21 protein-coding genes and 1 riboswitch are annotated in these 21,578 nt (G+C 62.2%); of the genes, 10 read left to right on the top strand and 11 right to left on the bottom strand.

Annotated features, from left to right (window positions below):
• Positions 1-52 precede the first annotated feature (52 nt).
• Positions 53-820: a uracil-DNA glycosylase gene (locus tag AC1DD7_RS17195; protein WP_477515938.1), complete on the bottom strand. Its 768-nt coding sequence runs from the start codon at positions 818-820 to the stop codon at positions 53-55.
• A gap of 109 nt (positions 821-929) precedes the next feature.
• Here AC1DD7_RS17195 and AC1DD7_RS17200 point away from each other — a divergent pair, with 109 nt between their 5' ends.
• The 5 genes from AC1DD7_RS17200 to AC1DD7_RS17220 all read left to right on the top strand — a co-directional run bounded on the left by AC1DD7_RS17200 (position 930) and on the right by AC1DD7_RS17220 (position 5,500).
• Complete coding sequence (locus AC1DD7_RS17200) at positions 930-1,265, top strand: DUF3263 domain-containing protein (RefSeq protein ID WP_396133470.1); 336 nt, start codon at positions 930-932, stop codon at positions 1,263-1,265.
• A 48-nt stretch (positions 1,266-1,313) separates the two neighbouring features.
• Entirely contained in the window at positions 1,314-1,934 is a 621-nt protein-coding gene (locus tag AC1DD7_RS17205) for a LytR C-terminal domain-containing protein (protein ID WP_477515939.1), read from the top strand.
• Positions 1,935-2,124: 190 nt separating this feature from the next.
• Positions 2,125-2,328: a cold-shock protein gene (locus AC1DD7_RS17210; protein ID WP_216926027.1), complete on the top strand. Its 204-nt coding sequence runs from the start codon at positions 2,125-2,127 to the stop codon at positions 2,326-2,328.
• A gap of 313 nt (positions 2,329-2,641) precedes the next feature.
• Positions 2,642-4,267, top strand: a complete 1,626-nt coding sequence (groL, locus tag AC1DD7_RS17215; protein ID WP_431118555.1) for a chaperonin GroEL — start codon at positions 2,642-2,644, stop codon at positions 4,265-4,267.
• Between the two features lie 195 nt (positions 4,268-4,462).
• Entirely contained in the window at positions 4,463-5,500 is a 1,038-nt protein-coding gene (locus AC1DD7_RS17220; protein WP_477515940.1) for an RNase H family protein, read from the top strand.
• An 88-nt stretch (positions 5,501-5,588) separates the two neighbouring features.
• On the opposite strand, the gene AC1DD7_RS17225 is transcribed toward AC1DD7_RS17220, so the two are convergent.
• From AC1DD7_RS17225 to AC1DD7_RS17240, 4 genes are all read right to left on the bottom strand, one after another.
• Positions 5,589-5,879: a WXG100 family type VII secretion target gene (locus AC1DD7_RS17225; RefSeq protein WP_431118557.1), complete on the bottom strand. Its 291-nt coding sequence runs from the start codon at positions 5,877-5,879 to the stop codon at positions 5,589-5,591.
• 169 nt (positions 5,880-6,048) lie between these two features.
• Positions 6,049-7,494 (bottom strand): sensor histidine kinase, encoded by a 1,446-nt coding sequence (locus AC1DD7_RS17230; protein ID WP_477515941.1) that lies wholly within the window; start codon positions 7,492-7,494, stop codon positions 6,049-6,051.
• Positions 7,495-7,496: 2 nt separating this feature from the next.
• A complete protein-coding gene (locus tag AC1DD7_RS17235) occupies positions 7,497-8,207 on the bottom strand; it encodes a response regulator transcription factor (RefSeq protein ID WP_026543233.1) in 711 nt (236 codons plus the stop codon).
• A gap of 68 nt (positions 8,208-8,275) precedes the next feature.
• Entirely contained in the window at positions 8,276-8,911 is a 636-nt protein-coding gene (locus AC1DD7_RS17240) for a LysE/ArgO family amino acid transporter (RefSeq protein WP_477515942.1), read from the bottom strand.
• Positions 8,912-8,979: 68 nt separating this feature from the next.
• On the opposite strand from AC1DD7_RS17240, the gene AC1DD7_RS17245 reads away from it, so the two are divergent.
• Entirely contained in the window at positions 8,980-9,885 is a 906-nt protein-coding gene (locus AC1DD7_RS17245; RefSeq protein WP_477515943.1) for a LysR family transcriptional regulator ArgP, read from the top strand.
• 186 nt (positions 9,886-10,071) lie between these two features.
• Positions 10,072-10,296 (top strand): hypothetical protein, encoded by a 225-nt coding sequence (locus AC1DD7_RS17250; protein WP_477515944.1) that lies wholly within the window; start codon positions 10,072-10,074, stop codon positions 10,294-10,296.
• 37 nt (positions 10,297-10,333) lie between these two features.
• Here AC1DD7_RS17250 and AC1DD7_RS17255 read toward each other — a convergent pair whose 3' ends face one another.
• From AC1DD7_RS17255 to AC1DD7_RS17275, 5 genes are all read right to left on the bottom strand, one after another.
• Positions 10,334-12,490, bottom strand: coding sequence for a multicopper oxidase family protein (locus AC1DD7_RS17255; RefSeq protein WP_477515945.1), 2,157 nt, complete (start codon positions 12,488-12,490; stop codon positions 10,334-10,336).
• A 12-nt stretch (positions 12,491-12,502) separates the two neighbouring features.
• Positions 12,503-12,976 carry a hypothetical protein gene (locus AC1DD7_RS17260; RefSeq protein WP_477515946.1) on the bottom strand — a complete coding sequence of 158 codons (474 nt, stop codon included), beginning with the start codon at positions 12,974-12,976 and terminating at the stop codon, positions 12,503-12,505.
• A 187-nt stretch (positions 12,977-13,163) separates the two neighbouring features.
• Positions 13,164-14,822: a DNA repair helicase XPB gene (locus AC1DD7_RS17265; RefSeq protein WP_477515947.1), complete on the bottom strand. Its 1,659-nt coding sequence runs from the start codon at positions 14,820-14,822 to the stop codon at positions 13,164-13,166.
• Between the two features lie 10 nt (positions 14,823-14,832).
• On the bottom strand, positions 14,833-17,304 hold the full coding sequence (locus tag AC1DD7_RS17270) for a helicase-associated domain-containing protein (protein ID WP_477515948.1): 2,472 nt from the start codon (positions 17,302-17,304) through the stop codon (positions 14,833-14,835).
• Between the two features lie 87 nt (positions 17,305-17,391).
• Positions 17,392-17,607: a hypothetical protein gene (locus AC1DD7_RS17275; protein ID WP_477515949.1), complete on the bottom strand. Its 216-nt coding sequence runs from the start codon at positions 17,605-17,607 to the stop codon at positions 17,392-17,394.
• A gap of 301 nt (positions 17,608-17,908) precedes the next feature.
• Here AC1DD7_RS17275 and AC1DD7_RS17280 point away from each other — a divergent pair, with 301 nt between their 5' ends.
• Entirely contained in the window at positions 17,909-18,292 is a 384-nt protein-coding gene (locus tag AC1DD7_RS17280) for a cold-shock protein (RefSeq protein ID WP_216926040.1), read from the top strand.
• Positions 18,293-18,300: 8 nt separating this feature from the next.
• Positions 18,301-18,927, top strand: coding sequence for a DUF3027 domain-containing protein (locus tag AC1DD7_RS17285; protein ID WP_477515950.1), 627 nt, complete (start codon positions 18,301-18,303; stop codon positions 18,925-18,927).
• 84 nt (positions 18,928-19,011) lie between these two features.
• Here AC1DD7_RS17285 and serC read toward each other — a convergent pair whose 3' ends face one another.
• Positions 19,012-20,142 (bottom strand): phosphoserine transaminase, encoded by a 1,131-nt coding sequence (serC, locus tag AC1DD7_RS17290; RefSeq protein WP_477515951.1) that lies wholly within the window; start codon positions 20,140-20,142, stop codon positions 19,012-19,014.
• Positions 20,143-20,446: 304 nt separating this feature from the next.
• Between serC and AC1DD7_RS17295 the strand changes: the two genes are divergently transcribed.
• The gene (locus AC1DD7_RS17295) at positions 20,447-21,142 is read left to right on the top strand and encodes an iron-dependent transcriptional repressor DtxR (protein WP_442018464.1); all 696 of its coding nucleotides are present in this window, start codon (positions 20,447-20,449) and stop codon (positions 21,140-21,142) included.
• 201 nt (positions 21,143-21,343) lie between these two features.
• Positions 21,344-21,573: riboswitch (cyclic di-AMP (ydaO/yuaA leader) on the top strand.
• Positions 21,574-21,578: the final 5 nt, after the last annotated feature.

Here is a 21,578-nt window from a genome sequence, read left to right on the forward strand (position 1 = left end):
GTAGGCAAGCCTAAGCTAATTCGTTGGGTGCCACCTGGGTATGAGTCGAAGGTTACAAGATGGGTAGTTCCCAATTGACGGGCTCTGCGCCCTGTGCCGACAACAGTTGGTTGGTTCGGCTGAACGGCTTGGAACCAAAGAACCCACGGGATGCCGAAAGGGGACTGGGGTGCACAGAAGTGATTGCCGGTGTGCCATCCAGCAGCGGCATGACCGCTTCGGCGTCCTTCCCCCACAGAATCGCCACCAGGGGGCTCCGGCGTCCCGCGCCGTCGGTCCGATCGGCTACCGCCCTGACGGCCGCCGTCGTGATTGCCTCCCAACCTTTGCCACGGTGTGAGCCAGCGCTTCCCGCTGCGACACTAAGGACCCGGTTCAGCAGCAGGACGCCTTGGTCCGTCCAGGCCGTGAGGTCGCCATGGATGCGTGGCGGGAGCCCGAGGTCGTCGTGGAGTTCACGATAGATATTTGCCAGGCTCCGGGGGATCGGCCGCGTATGCCGCGAAACGGCAAAGGAAAGCCCGACGGCGTGTCCCGGGGTTGGGTACGGATCCTGGCCAAGGATGAGTACTTTGACGTCAGCCAGTGGTCGGCGGAAAGCCCGGAGAAGGTTGGTGGCTGGAGGAAGGACTTGGATGCCTTGGGCAGCCTGACCCGCAACAAAGGCCAAAGCCTCACGGAGTTGGCCTTCCACGGGTCGCAACGCGTCCGCCCAATCAACGGCCATCAGCTCTTCCAAGGGTCGGTCAACAAGCTCGTCGAAGCCCGGATCGGCAACGCCGGCGGGTTCCAGGTCAAACAGTGCATCCTCACCAGTCACCCTGTCATTGTCTCCTCCATGGCATCGGCGGTGCGAATGACAGCGTTGTTATTCGCCCGTAACATGGGGGTAGGACATTTTCCCCCCAACCAGCGTCAAGGAGTGTGCCGTGGCAGAACCAGCACCGGAACCAATGGCGCCGCAGTCTACCGGTTTGGCACTTGAAGACCTGGCGGCCGAGACCCGCAGCGACTCACCTCTAAGTGACCGTGATCAACAAATGTTGGCCTTGGAACGGCAATGGTGGAAGTACGCCGGCGCCAAGGAACAGGCGATCCGGGAGCTCTTCAATCTCTCCGCCACGCACTATTACCAGATCCTGAACGCACTTATCGATACGGAAGATGCGTTGGCCCACGATCCCATGCTTGTGAAGAGATTGCGTAGACTACGTACGTCGCGCCAACGTGCGCGGACAGCGCGCCGTTTGGGGTCCGACGCGTAAATCGCCCGGCTGATAGTCAGCAGCAACCAGCAAGGACAAGGCTTCACCATGACCAAATTTGCCAAGGATGAATTCGACCGGGTCCCACAGAACAGCTCCCGGCAGGGGGTGCACCGTGACGCCCAAGAGACAGTCCGCCCCAATCTGTGGCCGGTCTTGACCGTAGGAGCCGTAGCCCTGGTGCTGGGACTCGTCGCTTTCCTGATACTTCCGCGGCTTGGCCTGGTGGCCCCCGGTGCGTCCACAAGCGTTTCGACGCCGGCGCCCCAGCAGAGCGAAACCTCCCCCTCTGCTGCACCTACCGAATCAAGCAACGCCCCGATCGCTTCCGGTGAGCCGAGCCCGGGGACCACACCTTCGGGCGAACCTTCCGCAACTCCTTCTTCAGCGCCCGTGGACAAGACCGTTGCGGTAGCCGTCTACAACGGCACGGGTACGGCTGGCCTCGCCAGCCGTGTCGCAGGACTGGTCCAAGGCGATGGCTGGACCCTGAGAACTGTGGGGAACTGGGGTGGCCTGCCGCAGCAGTCGTCCGTCGTCTTCTACAACGTTCCCGGGCAGAAGGCGAACGCAGAAGCGCTGGGCAAGCTCCTCGGTATCAGCGCGGTGGTTGAATCTCCTGAAATACAGCAGCCACTGGTTGTTGTTGTGGGACCTGGCTACCAGTAATTTCGCTGAATTTCGGCAGTTTTTCAGTAGGTTTCAGCCCCGAAAGCCGCAACTCGGTTAAGCCTCAATAACAAAAGTCATGGTGGGCCCCTCGGCAGCAGCGCGCAGATAGTGACTGTGGTTACAGTGGATTGATTCCGGTCCGGAGATCCCGGCAACCGGTCTTGGCTACTGTGAAAGTGTGGGCATCATGGCTTTGGGAACCGTCAAATGGTTCAATGCCGAAAAAGGGTACGGCTTCATCACTGTGGATGACTCCGGCGACGACGTCTTCGTGCACTGGTCCGCTATTCAGATGGAAGGCTTCCGTGCCCTCGAGGAAGGCCAGCGGGTGGAGTTCGAATTAGGCGAAGGCCAGAAGGGTCCGCAGGCGGAAAGCGTCCGCGTTGCATAGTCCTTATCCCGGTCGCGTCAGCTAACGGCTGAAACCCCTTTGTTTATAGCGCAAAGTGGCGCTTCTGCTTGCACTCTCCCCGGTCGAGTGCTAATTATTGATTTAGCACTCCTACGCTTCGACTGCTAACTGCGCCCCGGTTTACGCCGGGGGCGGATGGCTCTCGGAACGCCAGGAGGATCAAGAAACACCTTGGTGGGGTGAGGTCCGGAGCGCGGGGCATACAGAGGCCGCAAGCAAAGGACCGTCCGTCGCGGGCACCCCATCTGACAGGTTCCTTCTTAACGACTGTCCCGAAAGGACTACCGCCGTTATGGCCAAGATCATTGCATTTGATGAAGAGGCACGCCGCGGCCTCGAGCGAGGCCTGAACATCCTCGCCGACGCCGTCAAGGTCACCCTCGGCCCGCGTGGACGCAACGTCGTCCTCGAAAAGAAGTGGGGCGCCCCCACGATCACCAACGATGGTGTTTCCATCGCCAAGGAGATCGAGCTGGACGATCCTTACGAGAAGATCGGTGCTGAGCTGGTCAAGGAAGTTGCCAAGAAGACGGATGACGTCGCTGGCGACGGTACCACCACCGCTACGGTTCTCGCCCAGGCATTGGTGAAGGAAGGCCTGCGCAACGTTGCCGCCGGCGCCGACCCGCTGTCCCTCAAGCGCGGTATCGAGAAGGCTGTTGAGGCAGTCATCAAAGAACTGCTCGCCTCTGCCAAGGAAATCGAAACCAAGGAAGAGATCGCAGCCACGGCTTCCATCTCCGCCGGTGACCCGGAAATCGGCAGCCTGATCGCCGAAGCCCTGGACAAGGTGGGCAAGGAAGGCGTCATCACGGTCGAGGAGTCCAACACCTTCGGCCTGGAGCTCGAACTCACCGAAGGCATGCGCTTCGACAAGGGTTACATCTCCGCTTACTTCGTCACTGACGCTGAGCGCCAGGAAACGGTCCTCGAAGACCCGTACATCCTGATCGTGAACTCCAAGATCTCCAACGTGAAGGAACTCGTCACGGTCCTGGAGAAGGTCATGCAGTCCAACAAGCCGCTGCTGATCATCGCTGAAGACATCGAGGGCGAGGCCCTGGCCACCCTGATCGTCAACAAGATCCGTGGCACCTTCAAGTCTGTAGCCGTCAAGGCTCCGGGCTTCGGTGACCGCCGCAAGGCACAGCTCGCCGACATCGCCATCCTCACCGGTGGCCAGGTCATCTCGGAAGAAGTTGGCCTCAAGCTGGAGAACGCTGGCCTGGAACTCCTCGGCACCGCCCGCAAGGTTGTTGTTACCAAGGACGAGACCACCATCGTTGAAGGTGCCGGCGACGCCGAGCAGATCGCGGGCCGTGTTGCCCAGATCCGCGCCGAGATCGAGAACTCCGATTCCGACTACGACCGCGAGAAGCTGCAGGAACGCCTGGCCAAGCTGGCCGGCGGCGTTGCAGTCATCAAGGCCGGTGCCGCAACCGAAGTTGAGCTCAAGGAACGCAAGCACCGCATTGAGGACGCAGTCCGCAACGCCAAGGCTGCTGTTGAAGAAGGCATCGTTGCCGGTGGTGGCGTTGCCCTCATCCAGGCTGGTGCCAAGGCATTCGCCAACCTGAACCTGCAGGGTGACGAAGCAACTGGTGCCAACATCGTCAAGGTTGCCATCGACGCTCCGCTGAAGCAGATCGCCTTCAACGCTGGCCTCGAGCCGGGCGTTGTTGCCGACAAGGTTCGCGGCCTGCCTTCCGGCCACGGCCTGAACGCTGCCACGGGTGTCTACGAAGACCTGCTGGCTGCCGGCGTCAACGACCCCGTAAAGGTCACCCGCTCGGCTCTCCAGAACGCTGCTTCCATCGCTGGTCTCTTCCTGACCACCGAGGCTGTAGTTGCCGACAAGCCTGAGAAGAACGCTCCGGCTGCCGGTGGCGACGACATGGGCGGCATGGGCGGCTTCTAAGCCTCCTAAGCTGTAGCGTCACGCTTCAGAGCAAACGACGGCGGTCCTCACCATTTGGTGGGGGCCGCCGTCTTGCTGTGCCGCCCAAGTGAGTAGCAGGTCAGGCCGTTCTGAGTGCTCAGAACGACATGTGCTGCTACTTACTTGGGTGCTGGCACGCTTTCAGTGTCTGTGTGGTCTGGCAGGATTGAAGGCATGACGATTATTGCTGCCGCCGATGGCTCTGCCCTCGGCAATCCTGGGCCGGCCGGTTGGGCCTGGTATGTTGACGACTCCTGTTGGCGCGCAGGAGGTTGGCCCCACGGCACCAACAACATGGGCGAGCTCATGGCTGTCCTGGACCTGTTCCGCTCCACTGCCCACGTACCGCAAGAAGAACTGCTGATCCTTTGCGACAGCCAGTACGTCATCAACTGCATCACTAAGTGGATGCCCGGGTGGAAGCGGAAGGGCTGGCGCAAGGCTGACGGAAAGCCCGTCCTGAACGTTGACCTCCTCAAGGACATCGACCAAGCCATTGTCGGACGCAAATACACGTTTGAATGGGTCAAGGGGCACGCCGGACACGACCTCAACGAGGCAGCAGACGAGCGCGCACGCGCCGTAGCCACCGCTTTCCAGCAGGGCACGGCCGCTCCAATCGGACCGGGGTTTACAGGCTCAGGCCAAGGCTCGGCCGAGCCTGTTCCTGCTACAGCTGGCACCGGCAGCATTACGAGTACCCGCCCAGTTCCCACAACCGCCTCACTTCCCACCACCGCTTCAGTTCCCCCGGCCAGAGCCGGGCGCAGCTTCCAATCCCACTCGGAACCCACGCTGTTCGGGGAATCGGGTATCTTCGGCCAGCCGGATCTTTTCAGTGAACTGGACGAGGACGCATCCGCACAGGAATTGCCCGCGGAGGAAATCGTGGTTGCCTTGGAGCGCGAGCTCCTCCGCCCGGATGTGCGCACTGACATCGGCAGGATCGGAGTATTGCTCCATCCTGACTTTGCCGAGATTGGCAGTTCTGGTCGCTTCTGGACCCGGGACGCCATGATGGTCGCCCTTGAGGAGAACCCTGGCGAGCCCATTGAGCTGGAAGTTCTTAGCGCGGATCGCCTGAGTGAGAACACTATCCTGCTGAACTACCGCAGTTTCGCGCATTCAGGTTCGGCCCTCCGCAGTTCCGTTTGGCTTCTGGACCGAGGCCAGTGGCGACTCCGATTCCACCAGGGCACCCCCGAAAACTGAGCCAACCGGAAGCACGGCACAGGAAGCAACGGGCTTGATGACCTGCGGGGCGGCTGCACAGGGGGAAGACAGCCGGCCCCGCAGGAGCTTAGTAGGCGAACCGCTGGGTGTTACCCTGCTCCACTTCGAGGTAGCTTGCGGCTGCCGACGCTAAAGCCATGTTGATGGAAGCCAGTGAGGCCTCGACTTTGTTTTGCGTCAGGGACCATTCAAGGACAAGCGACTGGAAGTTGGTGGCAGCTGAGCCTCTCCAGGTGGCTTGAAGCTCATCCAGTCCGTGTTTCATGGCTTGCACGTCCGTGCTGATGCGATCAACGGTTGCTTTGACGTTGGACGACTTGAGCTGAAGGAGCTCTGTGTCGACGGAAATGACGCTCATGGGTGATGCCTTTCGACGATGATGTTCCGCTGCTCGCGGCGGTTTGCGTGGCCACAACATCGAGCCTAGGCAGCCGCCTGGAGCCGGGGAACAACCATTCGTCGCTATGTGGATAACACTCCGTTGACGAGCCGCTATATGGATAACGCCGCCATGGGGGACACCAGCGTTACTGGGATATCAGCTCCGCGGGCTCCTCGCGGAACGGGAGGCTGACCATCAAAGTTGCGCCGCCGCCGTCGGTCTCTTTCACCCGGACGCTGCCCCCATGCGAGCCAACGATGGCAGCCACAATGGCCAGTCCGAGGCCACTGCCGCCGGTCTCGCGGGTGCGGGAGGTATCGGCACGATAGAAGCGTTCAAAGATCTTGTTGGTCTCAGCCTCAGGAATGCCGGCGCCGTGATCCCGTATTTCGATGACCGAAAACGCGCCTTCAGGACTGGTCCGAACACCAACTGCGAGTTCTATGGGGGTGCCCTCTGGCGTGTAGCGCAAGGCGTTGCCCACCAGGTTACCGATAACCTGCCGGAGCTTGGCCTCATCCCCCTGGACCGGGGCTGGGGTGGGCGATGATCCGTCGAGTCCGATGAGCGTAATGTTCCGGTTGCCGGATGAGGCTTTGGTATCCACCACGGCGTCGTGCGCCAACAACTGCAGATCCACTGGCTTGAGCTGCAACGGCCGCTGCTCGTCCAGCCGGGCCAAGAGGAGCAGGTCCTCCACCATGGAACCCATCCGCTTGGCTTCGCTTTCGATTCTGCTCATGGCGGTGGCGACGTCTTCGGGAGTCGCCAGCGCGCCGTGGCGGTAAAGCTCGGAGAAACCCCGAATGGTGACCAAGGGAGTCCGGAGCTCATGGGAAGCATCCGCGGCGAATCGGCGCATCCGGGCTTCAGAAGCGGCGCGCGCCGCGAAGGAGGCCTCAATGTGGGCCAACATGGCGTTTAGCGAAGCGCCAAGCCGCCCCACCTCTGTATGGGGGTTGTCGATTTCCACGCGTCGGGAGAGGTCCCCTGCGGCAATGGCTGCTGCTGTCTTTTCCACCCGGGCCAGGGGCCTGAAGGATCGTGCCACAGTCCATGTAGCGATGAAGAACGCCAAGACCAGGGTCAGCAGGCCAACGCCCACCACCACCAGTACGGCGTGTTCCATGACTTTGTCCACGGGCGTCAGCGGCAGGCCGATAATCACCACGCCGTTCTGCCCGTTGGCCACGACGCCGACGGCGACCACACGCCAGTTGCTACCGGCGGTGCCACTGACTTGGAATGGGGCATTGCCACGTGCCTTGGCCTCGGCAGGAGTGATGTTCGCGATCGCCGGACGGTCGCCTTGCATGCCGCCGAAGGGGTACGGCGAAAGCCCCGGAACGTACAGGGTCAGCGAGTAGTCCGTGGGTACCGCAGGGTTCGGCTCGGACAGCTTGTCGAATGACTGCTGGTCCTGGGCCAGTGCGACGGCGGCCTTGAGTTTGTCGTCCACCTGGCCTTGCAGGTAGCTCTTGACGAGCGTCAGCGTGCCGGCGCCCGTCGCGGCCAGCGCGAGGAGGAGCAGTCCCATGATGATGGCGACGAGCTGCGACCTCAGGGACGCCGATTTCCAGCGTTGCAGCAAGGTCAGCGCTTCTCTGCCGTTCGCAGCACGTAGCCCACGCCGCGCTTCGTTTGGATGAGGGCTGCGGCATCGGGGTCGATGTCCACCTTGCGGCGCAGGTAGGAGATGTACGACTCAACGATCGAAGCGTCCCCGTTGAAGTCGTATTCCCACACGTGGTCCAGGATCTGTGCCTTGGAGAGAACGCGGTTGGGGTTCAGCATGAGGTAGCGAAGGAGCTTGAACTCGGTGGGCGACAGTTCAATGACCGTGCCACCGCGTCGGACCTCGTGGGCGTCGTCGTCGAGTTCGAGGTCGTCCACGCGGATCACGGCGTCGTCATCCTCAAGGGGCTGCGTCCGGCGCAGTACGGCGCGGATGCGGGCCACTACTTCGTCAAGGCTGAATGGCTTGGTGACGTAGTCATCCCCGCCCACAGTCAGGCCAGTGACCTTGTCCTCGGTGTCGTCCTTCGCCGTGAGGAACAGGACGGGGAAGTGCTTGCCAGCGGCCCGGAGACGACGCGTCACTGTGAAGCCGTCCATGTCCGGCAGCATGACGTCCAGGACTGCGAGGTCGGGGGCGTGAAGGTCGGCGGCAGCCAGGGCTTCGCGACCGTTGGATGCGGCAACGACCTCGAAACCTGCAAACCGCAGGGACGTGGAGAGAAGCTCGCGGATGTTGGGTTCGTCGTCGACGACAAGGAGCTTGGCTTCGGGGCCGTTCTTTTTCATGACACCCATGATGCTCCCAGTTTCTGTGAGTTATCTGGATGCTTGATGTGAGGAGACTGCGTGCCGCCTCAGGCACCCAGGGCGAGCCCTGCGCCGAGGGCGCCCATGGTTACGGCAATCCCACCGTCCAGGATTCGCCACGACTTGGGCCGGGCGAAGAAGCCGCGCAGGAACCTGGCACCGAAGCCGAGGGAACAGAACCAGAGGATGCTGCCCAGCATCGCCCCGGCGCCGAACCACCATTGCAAAGGAGCGCCTTGGGCGGTGGCGAGCGAACCGATAAGTGCGATGTCCAGATAGACGTGTGGGTTGAGCCAAGTCAGCGCCAGTACGGTGGTGAGGACCGCGGCGAGGCCACGTTTGGCGTCATCATCAGGGGACGCAGTATCCGAAGAAACGAGCACCTGCGGGCGAAGGGCCCGACGGGCCGCAAGTACCCCATAAGTCACCAGGAAAGCCGCTCCCACAAAGCGCAAGATCACGACGGCCGCAGGAGCGGCCGCGATCAGCGCGCCTGTGCCAAGCACACCGGCGGCGATAAGAAGGGCGTCTGAGAGGGCGCAAACTGCGACAACCGCGCCTATGTGTTTGCCGAGGATTCCTTGCCGAAGGACGAAGGCGTTTTGGGCGCCGATGGCGACGATAAGGCCGAGGCCCGTGGCGAGGCCGAGGCCTGCAGAGTTGAAGATGTCAGAGAAAGTCACTCTTCGAAACTATGGTCTCCAGGACACTTAGGCCAGCTAATGTTTTTGACGTCCCGTAAGATTTTCTTATGCCGCAGTTTCCTTCTGACCAGTTATTAACGTTCGCCACCGTACTTTCGGAAGGCACGTTGGATGCGGCAGCGCGCCGGCTGCACATCACGCCGTCGGCAGTGTCCCAACGCCTGAAGGCGCTTGAGCAATCGACCGGAAGGGTCCTGCTCCAGCGGAGTAATCCCGCCCAGGCCACTGAGGCAGGCGAAGTGGTCCTTCGACTCGCCCGCCAAGTGGCCCAGTTGGAAGCGGATGCAGGCGTCGAGTTGGGTTTGGGCACGGACGGTCCGCAGCTGGCTGTGCCAATCGTGGTGAATGCTGACTCGCTGGCGGTCTGGTTCCTGCAAGCACTTGCCCGTGTGCCCAGCGATCTCAACATCACCTTTGACCTGCACCGTGACGACGAACAACACTCCACCTCGATGCTGCGTTCGGGGGCCGTCATGGCTGCAGTCACGGCCACCCCGGAACCGGTGCAGGGCTGCCGTGTGGAGAGCCTTGGAGTCATGCGTTACCGGGCAGTGGCAGCTCCAGCCTTTGTGGATCGTTGGTTCGCAGATGGTGTGGATGGAGGCAAGCTCAACGCGGCGCCGGCCGTGGATTTCGACCGGAAGGACACCTATCAGTGGGCTTTCGTGGAATCGTGGCCGGATGCTTTAAAAAGCCAACAGAAGGGGCCGCGACACTATGTGCCGGCGTCGCAGGACTTCGGGGATGCCATTCGCCTGGGCCTGGGATGGGGACTGATTCCGGAAGTTCAATGCGGGCCGGACATTGCCGACGGGCGCTTGATTGAACTTGCCCCCGAGCATCCTTTTGATGTTCCGCTCTACTGGCAGCGCTGGAAGACGGCGTCAAGAGTGCTCGACGTCCTTAGCTCCACGGTGAGGGAAGTCTCTGCCGAGTATCTTCGGACGCTGTAGTCACGTCCAGGCTGTTGGGTCGCGACCCTCTTTGCTGCCTGCGCTTCCTCCAGGCAACCCATTTCAGTTGCCTTCGAGTGGATCTGAGATCAAAGAAGGTCAGGAAGCCACGGGCCCAAGACTTTAGATCCGAACACGCCCACGGATGCTCCTAAAAATGTCAGTGCCCCATTCCACACTGGAAACATGGCAAAAGAAGCAGCCCCCATCAGCATTCATCACAATGAAAAAGCCGCGGACGTCGAGTTCCACGTGACGTACCTGGATACAGACTCGGGCCACATCCGGCGCGAGGAATTTCCGGACCTGGCATCAGCCGAGCGCTTCGCCAGCGCACAGCTCCATGACGCCGATTGCTGGGCAGTGGTGGATCACGTTGCAATCCAGCACGCCAGCCGGATGGTGGCCTGAGCACGTCTACCCGAAAGACGTCCGCCCACCAGCCGCCCTATTCAGGACGGTTGTGGGAATGGCCACCGTGTACGAAGTCAGATGACACGCCTTCGTACTTCAGCATCATCATCATTCCCTCTGCAGCATGGTCCAGGTTGTGGCAGTGATCCATCCAGATGCCTGGATTGTCCGCATGGAGCAGTAGCTCCCATACTTCGCCCGGCAGCACGTCCACGGTGTCAAGGATCAGTGGCGATCCACTCGGGGCAACCCCGTTCCTGCTGAGTACTTGAACGTGGTGTCCGTGGGGATGCATGGGATGCGGCTCCGCGGTGCGGTTGACGATCGTCATTTTCAAAGTCTCCCCCTCCGCCACCTCAATGGAAGGCACCAGGGGATAGGAGGCGCCGTTCACCGTAAACGCATAGCGCGGAACTCCGTCAACAAAGCGGAACTGGCGGTCCAACACCAGCACTTCCTCCCGGACATTTTCTGCGGGTGCCGGTGTTCCAGCCACGGGTTCGCCGTAGTCCAAAAGGTCCAGGACGGGCGTCATCGCAAAGACGCCCGGCTGTGCCTTTTCCGGGACATTGGGCGTCTTCTCCGGGACATACGGCGCCTTCCCAGGGACGTCGGCTGCTTTCACTGCGGCATGAGCACCCGCCCCGTCCGGGCTGGACGGGGCGATCACGACGACAGCGCTGGCCGCCGAGTCAGAGCGCAGCGTCACCTCGGATTCGGGCATTGTGAAGGTGACGTCCATCCTTCCTCCGGCTCCAAGCCGCAATAGCTTCCCTGTGACCTCCTGGGGCTGGTTCACCTCCGTTCCGTCCACGGCCGCAACCTTGAACGCCGTTCCGTCCAGAAGGTAACGCTGTGGCAGGGAATCAGTGTTGATGAGGCGCACCCGAACGCTCGAGCCCGGGACGGCCGCATGAACACTGCTGCGGTCTGAGGAGCCCAGCAACCCCAGACCGCCGAGGTCGTGTCCCGCCACCACAATGTCAGTATCCGCGCGAGGCAGTGTGGGGTTGTGCACGACGAATGTGCCGTAGAGGCCCTTGCGGACACCTTCGGCTGCGTCCTGGTGCGTGTGGTACCAATATGTGCCGGCTTGGGCAGCAAGGAAGCGGTAGGTCATGGACTGCCCGGGCATGACGGCGTCCTGTGTTGCCCCGGCCACGCCGTCCATGGCGTTGGGGACGTCGTAACCGTGCCAGTGCAGAGTCACGCCAGCGCTCACGTCCTGGTTCTTAAGCTCAACTTCCATGACCTCGCCCAGTCGGGCCTCAATGCCGGGCCCGGGGAGGCTGCCAAAGGTCCAGGCATCGGTGGACTCCCCGGAGGGCAAGGTTATGTGTTCCGTGCGGGCAGTGAGCTCGTAGTGCCGGACCACGGCATTGTCAGGGATGTCTCCCACCAAGCTGGTTACCGGAGTTGGGGCCACCACTGGTGCAGTGGTGACACCTCGGTGATGACCGACGGCGGCCGCGATCACTGCGCCATCGGCGGACCGGCTACCCAGCCAGGCAAAGACTCCTGAGCCCAAAGCGGTGCAGGCCATGAGTCCGGCGACTGCAGCAGCCGCCGTCGTGCGCCTGCGAACCACACGGCCCTGGCCGGGTGAGGCGCTGCTGCCGGGAGGAGCGGGATGAGCGGGATGACCGGGCGGACGCTGGAACGGAGGGAACAGCGCGAGCCTGGCCAGCATCACGGTCCCTGCAACCAGGAAGAAGAGAATCGCCAGCGTCCACGGGGCGGGGAATGGGCCGAGGACGAAGATCAGCGCAAGTGAGGCAATTGCCGAAGCCACGGCCGACACCATGGCGAGAACAGCCCATTCCTGGGCTCGGCCAGCACGGTTGGGTAGAGTCCGCGAAGGTTTTGAGCCGGTGTTCCGCCTCCTCAGCAAGTACGGAACACCGGCCATCGCGGCCCAAGCCGCGGGGATGGCGGTCAAAGGCAGGCTGATGGTTGTGCGTTCGCTGGCAAACCACCAACTGCCCGCCACCAAAGCAGGGAGCAAGGCATAGCGCGCCGCCGTGGCAACGACGGCCAGGCCCAGCAGAAGAAGCGCCAAGTCGATAACGCGTGGCTTGGCTGGCCTCCTGTCAGCTGTTGAAGAAATGGCCATCCAGGCGGCTGCTATCCAGGCGCCGGCTGCAAGGACGGCCAGCACCAGGTCGACGGCCAGTAGCTGTGAAATGTTCACAGCCGCCGCTGATCACGCCGTAGTGGACGAGGCGGAAGCATCCGATGCTGCTGCCTTGGGTGGAAGGGGCTGGGGATTGAGTGCAAGCGCGCGGGCACGTCTGAACAACCAGTAGGACATGAAGATGATCAGCAGTCCTGTGATGGGGTGGATGGAAGCCACCCACGAGCCGGAGGGGGTGATGAAATCCTCCGACGAGCCAGTGAGCATGCCGCCGATAATGAAAATGAACAGCTGGACCCACGTCATGAGGAAGATGCCGGCGGCAAGCCAAATAGTCCGGGAGCCGGCTTTGGCAATAGCCGCGACAATTACAGCCAACAGCGCCGAATAGCGCAGCACGTATTGGCCGTTCATCACGTGATAAACGCCCGCTTCGCGCTGGGCTTCAATGGTGTTTTGGAAATGGAAGTAGCCGGCGAAAAAGAGCTGGGCAAGCCCTGATAGCAGGATGATCGCCGCCAGGACCAGGAGGGTCTTACGCATAGGGAATCCTCTGGTAAAAAAATCACAGATTCTTCAAGGCCTTCGAATCGCCGGCACCCTGGCTGCGGGCTACCCCCACTGCCGACGACTGGCCGCCGGGCTGCCTGGACCAAGGGCAACCCTAAAGGGCGGAGAGCTTCACTTGGAATCCTAAAATTGCTGGAGATAAATAGCAATGCCTTAACGACTATTCGTCTGTTGCAGCGTCCTTGCCCACGTCCTTGGCATCCATGATCCGGTAGGCATAGCCCTGTTCAGCAAGGAACCGCTGGCGCTTCGCCGCGAAGTCCTGATCCAAGGTGTCGCGGGCCACGAGGGAGTAGAACCGGGCGGAACGGCCGTCTTGCTTGGGCCTCAGAAGGCGTCCCAGGCGTTGCGCCTCCTCCTGCCGGGACCCGAAGGAACCCGAAACCTGGATTGCGACTGAAGCTTCCGGGAGGTCGATGGAGAAGTTGGCAACCTTGGACACCACGAGCGTCTGGATCTCGCCCTTGCGAAAGGCATCAAAGAGTTTCTGCCGGGCTTTGACGCTGGTTTCGCCTTTGATCAGGGGAGCATCCAGCCGCTCTGCGATCTCGTCCAGCTGGTCTATGTACTGGCCGATGACCAGCAGTTGCTCACCCTTGTGCGCCGCCACGAGCTGCTCTACCAGTTGGGTCTTTGTCTCGGAGGTTGCGCACAGCCGGTATTTGTCGGCGTCATCTGCCATGGCGTAGGCCACGCGCTCGTCACGGGGCAAATCGACGCGGACTTCAACGCAATCCGCGGGTGCGATGTAGCCCTGCGCTTCGATGTCCTTCCACGGAGCGTCATAGCGCTTGGGTCCAATCAGGCTGAAGACTTCGCCTTCCCGGCCATCCTCGCGCACCAACGTAGCTGTCAGTCCGAGCCTTCGGCGGGCCTGCAGGTCCGCGGTCATCCGGAAGATCGGGGCGGGCAGCAAGTGCACCTCGTCATAGATGATCAGGCCCCAGTCATGACCGTCCACGAGTTCAAGGTGGGGGTAAAGTCCACCGCGTTTGGTGGTGAGTACCTGGTAGGTGGCGATGGTGACCGGCCTGACTTCCTTGACGGCACCGGAATATTCGCCGATCTCATCTTCGGTCAGGGACGTCCGCTTGAGCAGTTCGTCCTTCCACTGACGTGCCGAAACCGTGTTGGTGACCAGGATCAGCGTTGTAGTGGAGGACGTCGCCATGGCGGCCGCGCCCACAAGGGTCTTTCCCGCACCACAAGGAAGAACGACGACGCCGCTGCCGCCGGCCCAGAAGTTCTCAGTGGCCAACTTCTGGTAAGGGCGCAACTGCCAACCAGTTTCGTCGAGCATGATCAGGTGGGGTTGCCCATTGACGTACCCGGCAAGGTCCTCGGCCGGCCATCCCAACTTGAGGAGCAGCTGCTTGAGCTGACCTCGCTGCGAGGAGTGAACCACCACAGTCTCGCCATCGATCCTGGGCCCAAGGAGTGGGGCGATCTTCTTGGCGCGGATGACTTCCTCCAGCACGGGGTAGTCGTCAGTACGCATCACCAGACCGTGCTGTGGATCCTTTTCGAGGCGGAGCCTGCCATAGCGGGACATGGTCTCTTCGATATCGATCAACAATGCATGCGGGACCGGGAAGCGGGAGTACTTCAGCAGCGTATCCAACACCTGCTCGGCGTCGAGTCCGGCGGCACGGGCGTTCCAGAGCCCAAGAGGCGTCAGCCGGTAGCTGTGCACGTGCTCGGGAGCGCGCTCAAGTTCAGCAAATGCCGCAATGGCGTGCCTGGCTTCTGTAGCGAGCTCGTGATCGACTTCCAGCAGGATGGTTTTGTCGCTTTGTACTATCAGTGGACCGTCGGTCACTCTTGAATCCTCACTTGCGCAGCTCTCCTGCGGGTTCTACATCGATGATCCGATGGATGGACAGCACACGTTCTGTTTCCTTGCCAGGATCGAAGACCCTGACGCGGCCACCGGAGACGGAGACAGGAACCACGGTTTCGGTGTTGGCATTCCCCAGGCTGTCCACCACGTTCATGGTGACGGCCTGTTTGAGCCGGATGGCCTTCTGCAGCGTTTCCAGGCCGAGCTGCGTGGAGGCTTCGCCTGTCGCATCGGCCGGGACGCCACGGTGCTGCCGCAAGACCGAAAGCTGGGCTTCGACGTCGTCGTCCGGCGGGGCTGTCCGCGGTGCCGTATAGACCGGACGCGCGCTGCCGGGCACTGCCGCTGTCCGTTTAAAGCGCACGACGGCGGGTTCCGCGTCCTGGACGGCAGGGGACAGTCCCAGCTCGCGCAGCACACGTGCAGTCTCTTTGGGGCTGGCAGAGGATGTCAGGACGGTGGGGGCGATCCGAACCAGGCTCAGTGCAGACGTGCGGGCCTCCTGCAGCAGGTCAGTGATGGCGGATTCGTCGTCGCTTTGGATGAAGCTGGCACTGGAACCGATCCGCAAACGTCCGTGTCGGGACGCTGTGTCCTGCACCAGGTACGCGAGCGGTTGCGGCACGTCCGTGGCTGAATGCTCGCGGAGGAACGTCAACAGCGATTCCGCATCCTGGCCGGCGTCGAGGGCCCTGCGGATAGTTGACGTGGAAAAACGGTAGATCGACGCCGGGCCCTGGCCTTCGGCGTCGGCCATGAGCAGCAGCGTTTCACTGAGTTCGGGGGCGAGGTAACCGGGCGCTACGGCTGTGAGGTCCGCCTGAAGGAGGATGTGGTTGACCGCGGCGGGCAGGTGTTCACCGAGGAGGGTCATCGCCTCTTCCGGATGGCCGAGCGCGATGGCAGACCCCAACTGCGTGAAGGCCCCGGACCCCATCAAGCCCAGCAAGGTGGCTTCTTCCAGGATCCCCCTCACCAGGGAGCTGAACCGGCGGGACATCCGGGGCTGCGTCCATTCCGCGCGTTGCAGCACCGCGCGTGCATCCAGGACGGGTGCTTTGCCATCCGGAGCGGCCGCCTCAACCGTCAGTTCATTGAGGATTTCCAGGATCCGGCGCCGGACCACTGGAGCGTCGGGCCTTTGAGCCTCCGCGGACAATGCATTGATGGTGCTGCCGGCGGAACCTGGATGGGATGATGAACCGGAAGTCGCTCCCGGGAGGGGCTGCCCCACCATGGAAGGTGCCCGCTCGCTGGCCAACCAGGCGTTCACCAGCCAGAGCCACTGTTCCTGTCGCGGCAGGGAGAGCCATTCCAGCGATGGCGGCTGGATCCACGTGGAACTGTCAACGTCCAGCCGCACAAGGCCGGCCAGCGCGCAGAACTCCAGAAGGAGGGCAGTTTCGTGGACGCCGCACCGGATGGATTCCGCAAGGCGCCGCAGCTCACGCACGCCTACGCCGCCGCTCCGGAGGGTTGCCAATGGCTGCTCACGGACTGCGAACAGCACCTCGCTCGTGAGCCGTAGTGTCTCGGCAATCGCGCCCATCGCGGCGTTGCGCCGGAGGGCGGCACTCGTGTGGCCCAGTTCCGGAACCGGAGGGCTGAGGGTGAAGTCGTCAACGATCGCACCACCGCGCAGGGCGATGCCGACACTGTGCGGCAATTCGACGTGGCCGGCATCCAAGGGAACCAGCAGGCCGCGGGCCAGCAGCCAGTCGACAGGCCCGACGTCGGCGCTTTCGTGGGTCACGGAGGCCCGTCGTTGAGCTTGGGGGACCGCGCCCATGGCCCAACTGCCGAACTTGTCCAGCAAGCCGACGGTCCTTTCGGGCGCCGTGGCGAGAATGGCGCGCACGTTCTCCGGACTTGAGGTCCACCGCTGCAGGGACAATGCGGCGTCCATGGGGGTGCTGGCGGGGTGGATGTCCAAGCCGCAGTGATGGAGCTCGGCTACGAGCTGAACCACGCGTTGGGCGAAAGCCGGCTGCAACCTGACCAGCTCCGTGTAGCTTCGGCCCAGGCCGGCCGGATAGATACCGATCACGTCCTTCAGGCTTCCAACTGGAAGGTAGAACCGTTGCCGGGAATTCGGTTGTGAATTTGATGCCGCCGGCGGATCTGCCCGGTGGATCAGCGCCAACTCCTGAAGTTTGGCGAGAATCGGTTCCAGCGCAGAGAGAGTGGAACCGGCAATGACTTTCTTGAGCCCGGCAGCGGAAACGCTGTGGCCAGTATCGGCATTCGTGCACAGATGGAGCGTTTCCAGAACCTGCATTTCAGGCTTCGTCAGGCGCTCCAACGCCCGTTGCACGCTGACTCGCGCACTTGCCCGGGCTGCCAAGGCAGCGAAGTCCGGGGCCATGGGAGAAATCAGGTCGGGTCGCGCGGCAAACAAGGCCCGCAGCGAATTGTCGCTGCGCGCTTCCAGTTCCTTGCTGAGCGCGCGAATTAGGGACATCAATCCAACGTTACCGCCACCGGGCCACTCGTGCGTGGCCAAGGCAAAGCCGCCCCGGTTGATTTGCTATTGCCGACGCTTGATTAGCTATTGCCGGCGCCGTTGACGGACGGCATCCAACACCAGGACCACGGCAAGCATGAAGGCAACCGGCAGTCCGTACAGGGCGGCGGACGTGATCCACACCGGCGCCACTCCACCGTTGAAGGCGATAGCCATGACCACGCCTACTGCAGCCAAGGAGAGGATGGCGATCATGGCGGCAACGATCATGAGGGGGCGGCGGTAACCCGGGGAAGTCATGCGCCTAACGCTAGCAGCAGGGCCACACGAACCAGGCCTATGGGCTCCTGGGCGGCCTGCATCGCGGCCCGTGCGCAGCCAGGGTGCGGGAAAGGTGCAGTAACGCGTGAGGCGAAGGCGCCGCATGCGTGAAGCAACGGCGCCGCAAAGCGGCGGCAAAGCATGAATAGGTGGTCCGGCAGGATAACCTTGAATCAACAGACCAACACGGACCGTGCTGTCTCCCTCGATCCCGCACATCCCTGCGGATGCGGTGGCGGCGCGACGTGTCTCCAAAGCAAGAACGAAGAAGGTTGATTACGTGCCCACCGGCAAGGTCAAGTGGTATGACAAGGAAAAAGGCTTCGGATTCCTCGCGGCTGAGGACGGCCAGGAGGTATTCCTGCCCAAGACATCGCTGCCCGCAGGCGTAACCGAGCTCAAAGCCGGTACGCGTGTGGAATTTGGCGTGGCGGATGGCCGTCGCGGTGCCCAGGCATTGGGCCTTCGGGTCCTGGACAAGACGCCCTCCATCGCCAAGGCCAAGCGCATGAACGCCAAGGACCTGGCGCCTTTGGTGCAGGACCTCGTGACCGTGCTGGATAACTTGTCCGGTACTTTGTCGTCCGGCAAGTACCCGGAAGGCAACAAGGCCAAGGCCATCGGTATGGCGCTGCGCAAGGTTGCCGACGAGCTGGAAGCCTAGGAACTGCCATGACTTCGGAATCCGCACAGGATACACAGGCCGGAGGGGACGCGCAGGCCAGCCCTGAGGCCGTCACTGCCGCCGCCCCAGTTCCTGTGACCGGGGAGAATCCTGTCAACGGGCAAACCCCTGAAAACAGCGACACCCCTGCGCGGAAGCCGGTCGCAGCGAAGCCGCGGGCCGGCATCCCCGTGTGGCGCACTGGCAAGCCGGATGCGTTCCTGGCCGCCGCCGTCGACGTCGCGCGGGAAGCGGTGGAGACTATCGCCAACCCGGGCGAGGTGGGTACCTACGTAGGCGCAAAGTCCGAGGGCGACCGCGTGGTCACGCACTTGTTCGAGTCGAAGCTTGCGGGATACGGCGGGTGGCAATGGTATGCCGTGATCACGCGCAATTCCCGGTCAAAGATCGTCACAGTCAGCGAGCTTGGCCTCTTGCCCTCTGAGGATTCCATCCTGGCCCCGGAATGGGTCCCGTGGGCCAAGCGTGTCCGCCCGGAAGACGAGACACCCTTGGTGGAGGAGACGGTTGAGGAAGTGTCGGAGGAATCCGTGCAGGCTGATGAAGACGACGCCGCCGAAGCATCCGATGAAGCCGATGAAGAGGACGACGACGCAGCCCGCCTAGGCGATTAACGGCGTCGGCGCCGCCCGGGAAGAACCCTGACGACGCCGTTTCCTGCCGTTGCGCGGAATTCCGCGACGGTTACTTCTTCAGTTTTATTTCTTGAGTTCGCCCACGACGTAGTCGATGCTGGCGAGCAGGGCTGAGACGTCGTCCGGTTCGATAGCGACGAAAGTGGCAATGCGCAGCTGGTTCCGCCCAAGCTTGCGGTACGGCTCGGTGTCCACGACGCCGTTGGCACGCAGGATCTTGGCGATTGCCGCTGCATCAATGGAGTCATCGAAGTCGATGGTGGCGATGACGTTGGAGCGGTCCTCAGCCTTGGCGACGAACGGTGTGGCGTACTCGGAAGCCTCAGCCCAGGAGTAGATGCGGCTGGCAGAGTCTGCTGTGCGCTTGCTGGCGAAGTCCAGTCCACCATTGCTGTTGAGCCACTGCACTTGCGCGTCCAAGGTCACCAGCGTGGACAGTGAAGGTGTGTTGTACGTCTGGTTCAGTTTGGAGTTCTCGATTGCGGTCTGGAGGTCCAGGAAGTCCGGGATCCAGCGGTCGCTCGCCTTGATCCGAGCGGCGCGCTCCAGGGCCGCGGGGGAGAACAGGCCCAGCCACAGGCCGCCGTCAGAGGCGAAGTTCTTCTGCGGGGCGAAATAGTAGACATCCGATTCGGCAACGTCCACGTCCAGCCCGCCGGCGGCTGAAGTGGCGTCCACCAGGACGAGCGAACCGGCGTCGGCGCCCTCGACGCGCTTCACCGGGGCTGCAACACCAGTTGAGGTCTCGTTCTGCGGCCAGGCATAGACGTCAACGCCAGCCTCCGCCTGGGAGACCGGCCGCGTGCCGGGCTCGGACTTGATGATGGAGGATGCATCCAGGAACGGGGCTTTGTTGGTGGCCGCGGCAAACTTGGAACCGAACTCACCGAAGGAGAGGTGCTGGGCCTTTTTCTCAACCAGGCCAAAAGCCGCTACATCCCAGAAAGCAGTGGAACCGCCGACGCCGAGGACAACCTCGTAGCCCTCAGGTGCACGGAAGAACTGGCTGAGCCCTTCGCGGACCGAACCCACCAGGTTCTTGACCGGCGCCTGACGGTGGGACGTGCCAAGAATGGTGGTCGATGCGGCAGACAGGGCCTGGACCTGTTCCGGGCGGACCTTGGACGGTCCCGCGCCGAAGCGTCCGTCCTTGGGCAGCAGGTCGGCGGGAATAGTGATGCTGTTGTCGCTCACGTATGGCTCCAATGGGTATCGGTTAGAGAGGGGGAGGTGGGCAGGTGGCATCGGCTGCCCCTTCGACTCCCTCATTCTGCCTGACCGGACCCACCGTCAGGAATCTGCGGTTGTCATAGTCCGCCACGTGGAATGCCGGACCACCAGAGGCATTGCTGTCCAGGGAAAAATTATCCAGAGTAATTCCAAATAAGCTAGGCTGGGGTTGACGTTCCTGAGGTGTCGGTTGCACACCGTCCACCTTGGCTGGGACGCGGTACGGTGGAGATTACGCAAGAAATGCGTTCGAGGAGAGCTGAGCTGGATGACGGATCTGATCGATACCACTGAGATGTATCTTCGGACCATTTTGGAGCTTGAAGAAGAGAACATCGTGGCTCTTCGCGCACGCATTGCGGAGCGTCTGCGGCACTCGGGTCCCACGGTTTCCCAGACCATTGGACGTATGGAACGCGATGGCCTGGTGATTGTGTCCAACGACCGCCACCTGGAACTGACCGAAGTCGGGCGCAAGCGGGCCACCGAAGTCATGCGAAAGCACCGCCTTGCCGAGAGGCTCCTGGCGGATGTCATTGGTCTGGACTGGGCGTACGTTCATGACGAAGCATGTCGCTGGGAGCACGTCATGAGCGAACGGGTGGAACGGCGGCTCTATGAATTGTTGGAACACCCCACGGAGTCACCGTATGGCAACCCCATCCCGGGTTTGGAAGCGCTTGGCGGCCTCGCCAACCAGCCCCTTGCCCGGCTGGACGTGAACCTGCTGCATGCGATGGACGGGTACGCTGCCGATTCCCGCGTAGTGGTCAGCCGGCTTGCTGAGCCCATCCAGGTTGAGCCCGAGCTCCTCACCCAGCTCGACGAAGGCGGAATTCGTCCTGGCGCAACTGTCTCCTTGGAACGGGTGGGGGAGTACATCTCCGTCCGCGTTCCCGGCATTGAAGGAGCGCTGGAGCTGCCTCCCGAGGTAGCTGCGCACGTCTTCGTCGCCGTCAGCTGACTCTGACTTTCCCTCTGACCGCGGGGAGTGTCAGATCTCACTTTGGGGTGGTTGGCGCGCGTGTGACCTGCGGATTTCCGCGACTGATGATATGGGTCACCCACAACACGGTCGTTTGGAAAGATAACGAATTTATTACTGCGGGCTTTAATCACCTATAGTTATCTACTAGCGCCGATACCAAAGCGTTACCTGATCTGGAGCCGAGCTCTGCCAGCAGATCAGGTGTGTCATCAACTACTGGCAGAGGCGGGGGAACCACAAGCGGCTGCCTAAAGAAGCAGCCTTGGGGTGAAGTCCGCAGCAGAAGTGCCTACTAACGCAAGTCCTTCCGGGGATACCTGTGTGCCGTTTGCGCTTCGTGCGGACCGGGTCTTTGAACTCTCTGACCCGAATCCGACAGCTAACTTCGCAGGCTTTCCAGAGAGGAACAGAG

This window comes from Paenarthrobacter sp. 10L412 (assembly GCF_056395565.1).

Bases quoted from the DNA above. Each gene is read 5' to 3' on its own strand.
- AC1DD7_RS17210 (WP_216926027.1), top strand. From the start codon at position 2,125: ATGGCTTTGGGAACCGTCAAATGGTTCAATGCCGAAAAAGGGTACGGC.
- AC1DD7_RS17275 (WP_477515949.1), bottom strand. From the start codon at position 17,607: ATGACTTCCCCGGGTTACCGCCGCCCCCTCATGATCGTTGCCGCCATG.
- AC1DD7_RS17250 (WP_477515944.1), top strand. From the start codon at position 10,072: ATGGCAAAAGAAGCAGCCCCCATCAGCATTCATCACAATGAAAAAGCC.
- AC1DD7_RS17220 (WP_477515940.1), top strand. From the start codon at position 4,463: ATGACGATTATTGCTGCCGCCGATGGCTCTGCCCTCGGCAATCCTGGG.
- AC1DD7_RS17295 (WP_442018464.1), top strand. From the start codon at position 20,447: ATGACGGATCTGATCGATACCACTGAGATGTATCTTCGGACCATTTTG.
- AC1DD7_RS17260 (WP_477515946.1), bottom strand. From the start codon at position 12,976: ATGCGTAAGACCCTCCTGGTCCTGGCGGCGATCATCCTGCTATCAGGG.
- groL (WP_431118555.1), top strand. From the start codon at position 2,642: ATGGCCAAGATCATTGCATTTGATGAAGAGGCACGCCGCGGCCTCGAG.
- AC1DD7_RS17270 (WP_477515948.1), bottom strand. From the start codon at position 17,304: ATGTCCCTAATTCGCGCGCTCAGCAAGGAACTGGAAGCGCGCAGCGAC.
- AC1DD7_RS17235 (WP_026543233.1), bottom strand. From the start codon at position 8,207: ATGAAAAAGAACGGCCCCGAAGCCAAGCTCCTTGTCGTCGACGACGAA.
- AC1DD7_RS17285 (WP_477515950.1), top strand. From the start codon at position 18,301: ATGACTTCGGAATCCGCACAGGATACACAGGCCGGAGGGGACGCGCAG.
- AC1DD7_RS17205 (WP_477515939.1), top strand. From the start codon at position 1,314: ATGACCAAATTTGCCAAGGATGAATTCGACCGGGTCCCACAGAACAGC.
- AC1DD7_RS17245 (WP_477515943.1), top strand. From the start codon at position 8,980: ATGCCGCAGTTTCCTTCTGACCAGTTATTAACGTTCGCCACCGTACTT.
- AC1DD7_RS17225 (WP_431118557.1), bottom strand. From the start codon at position 5,879: ATGAGCGTCATTTCCGTCGACACAGAGCTCCTTCAGCTCAAGTCGTCC.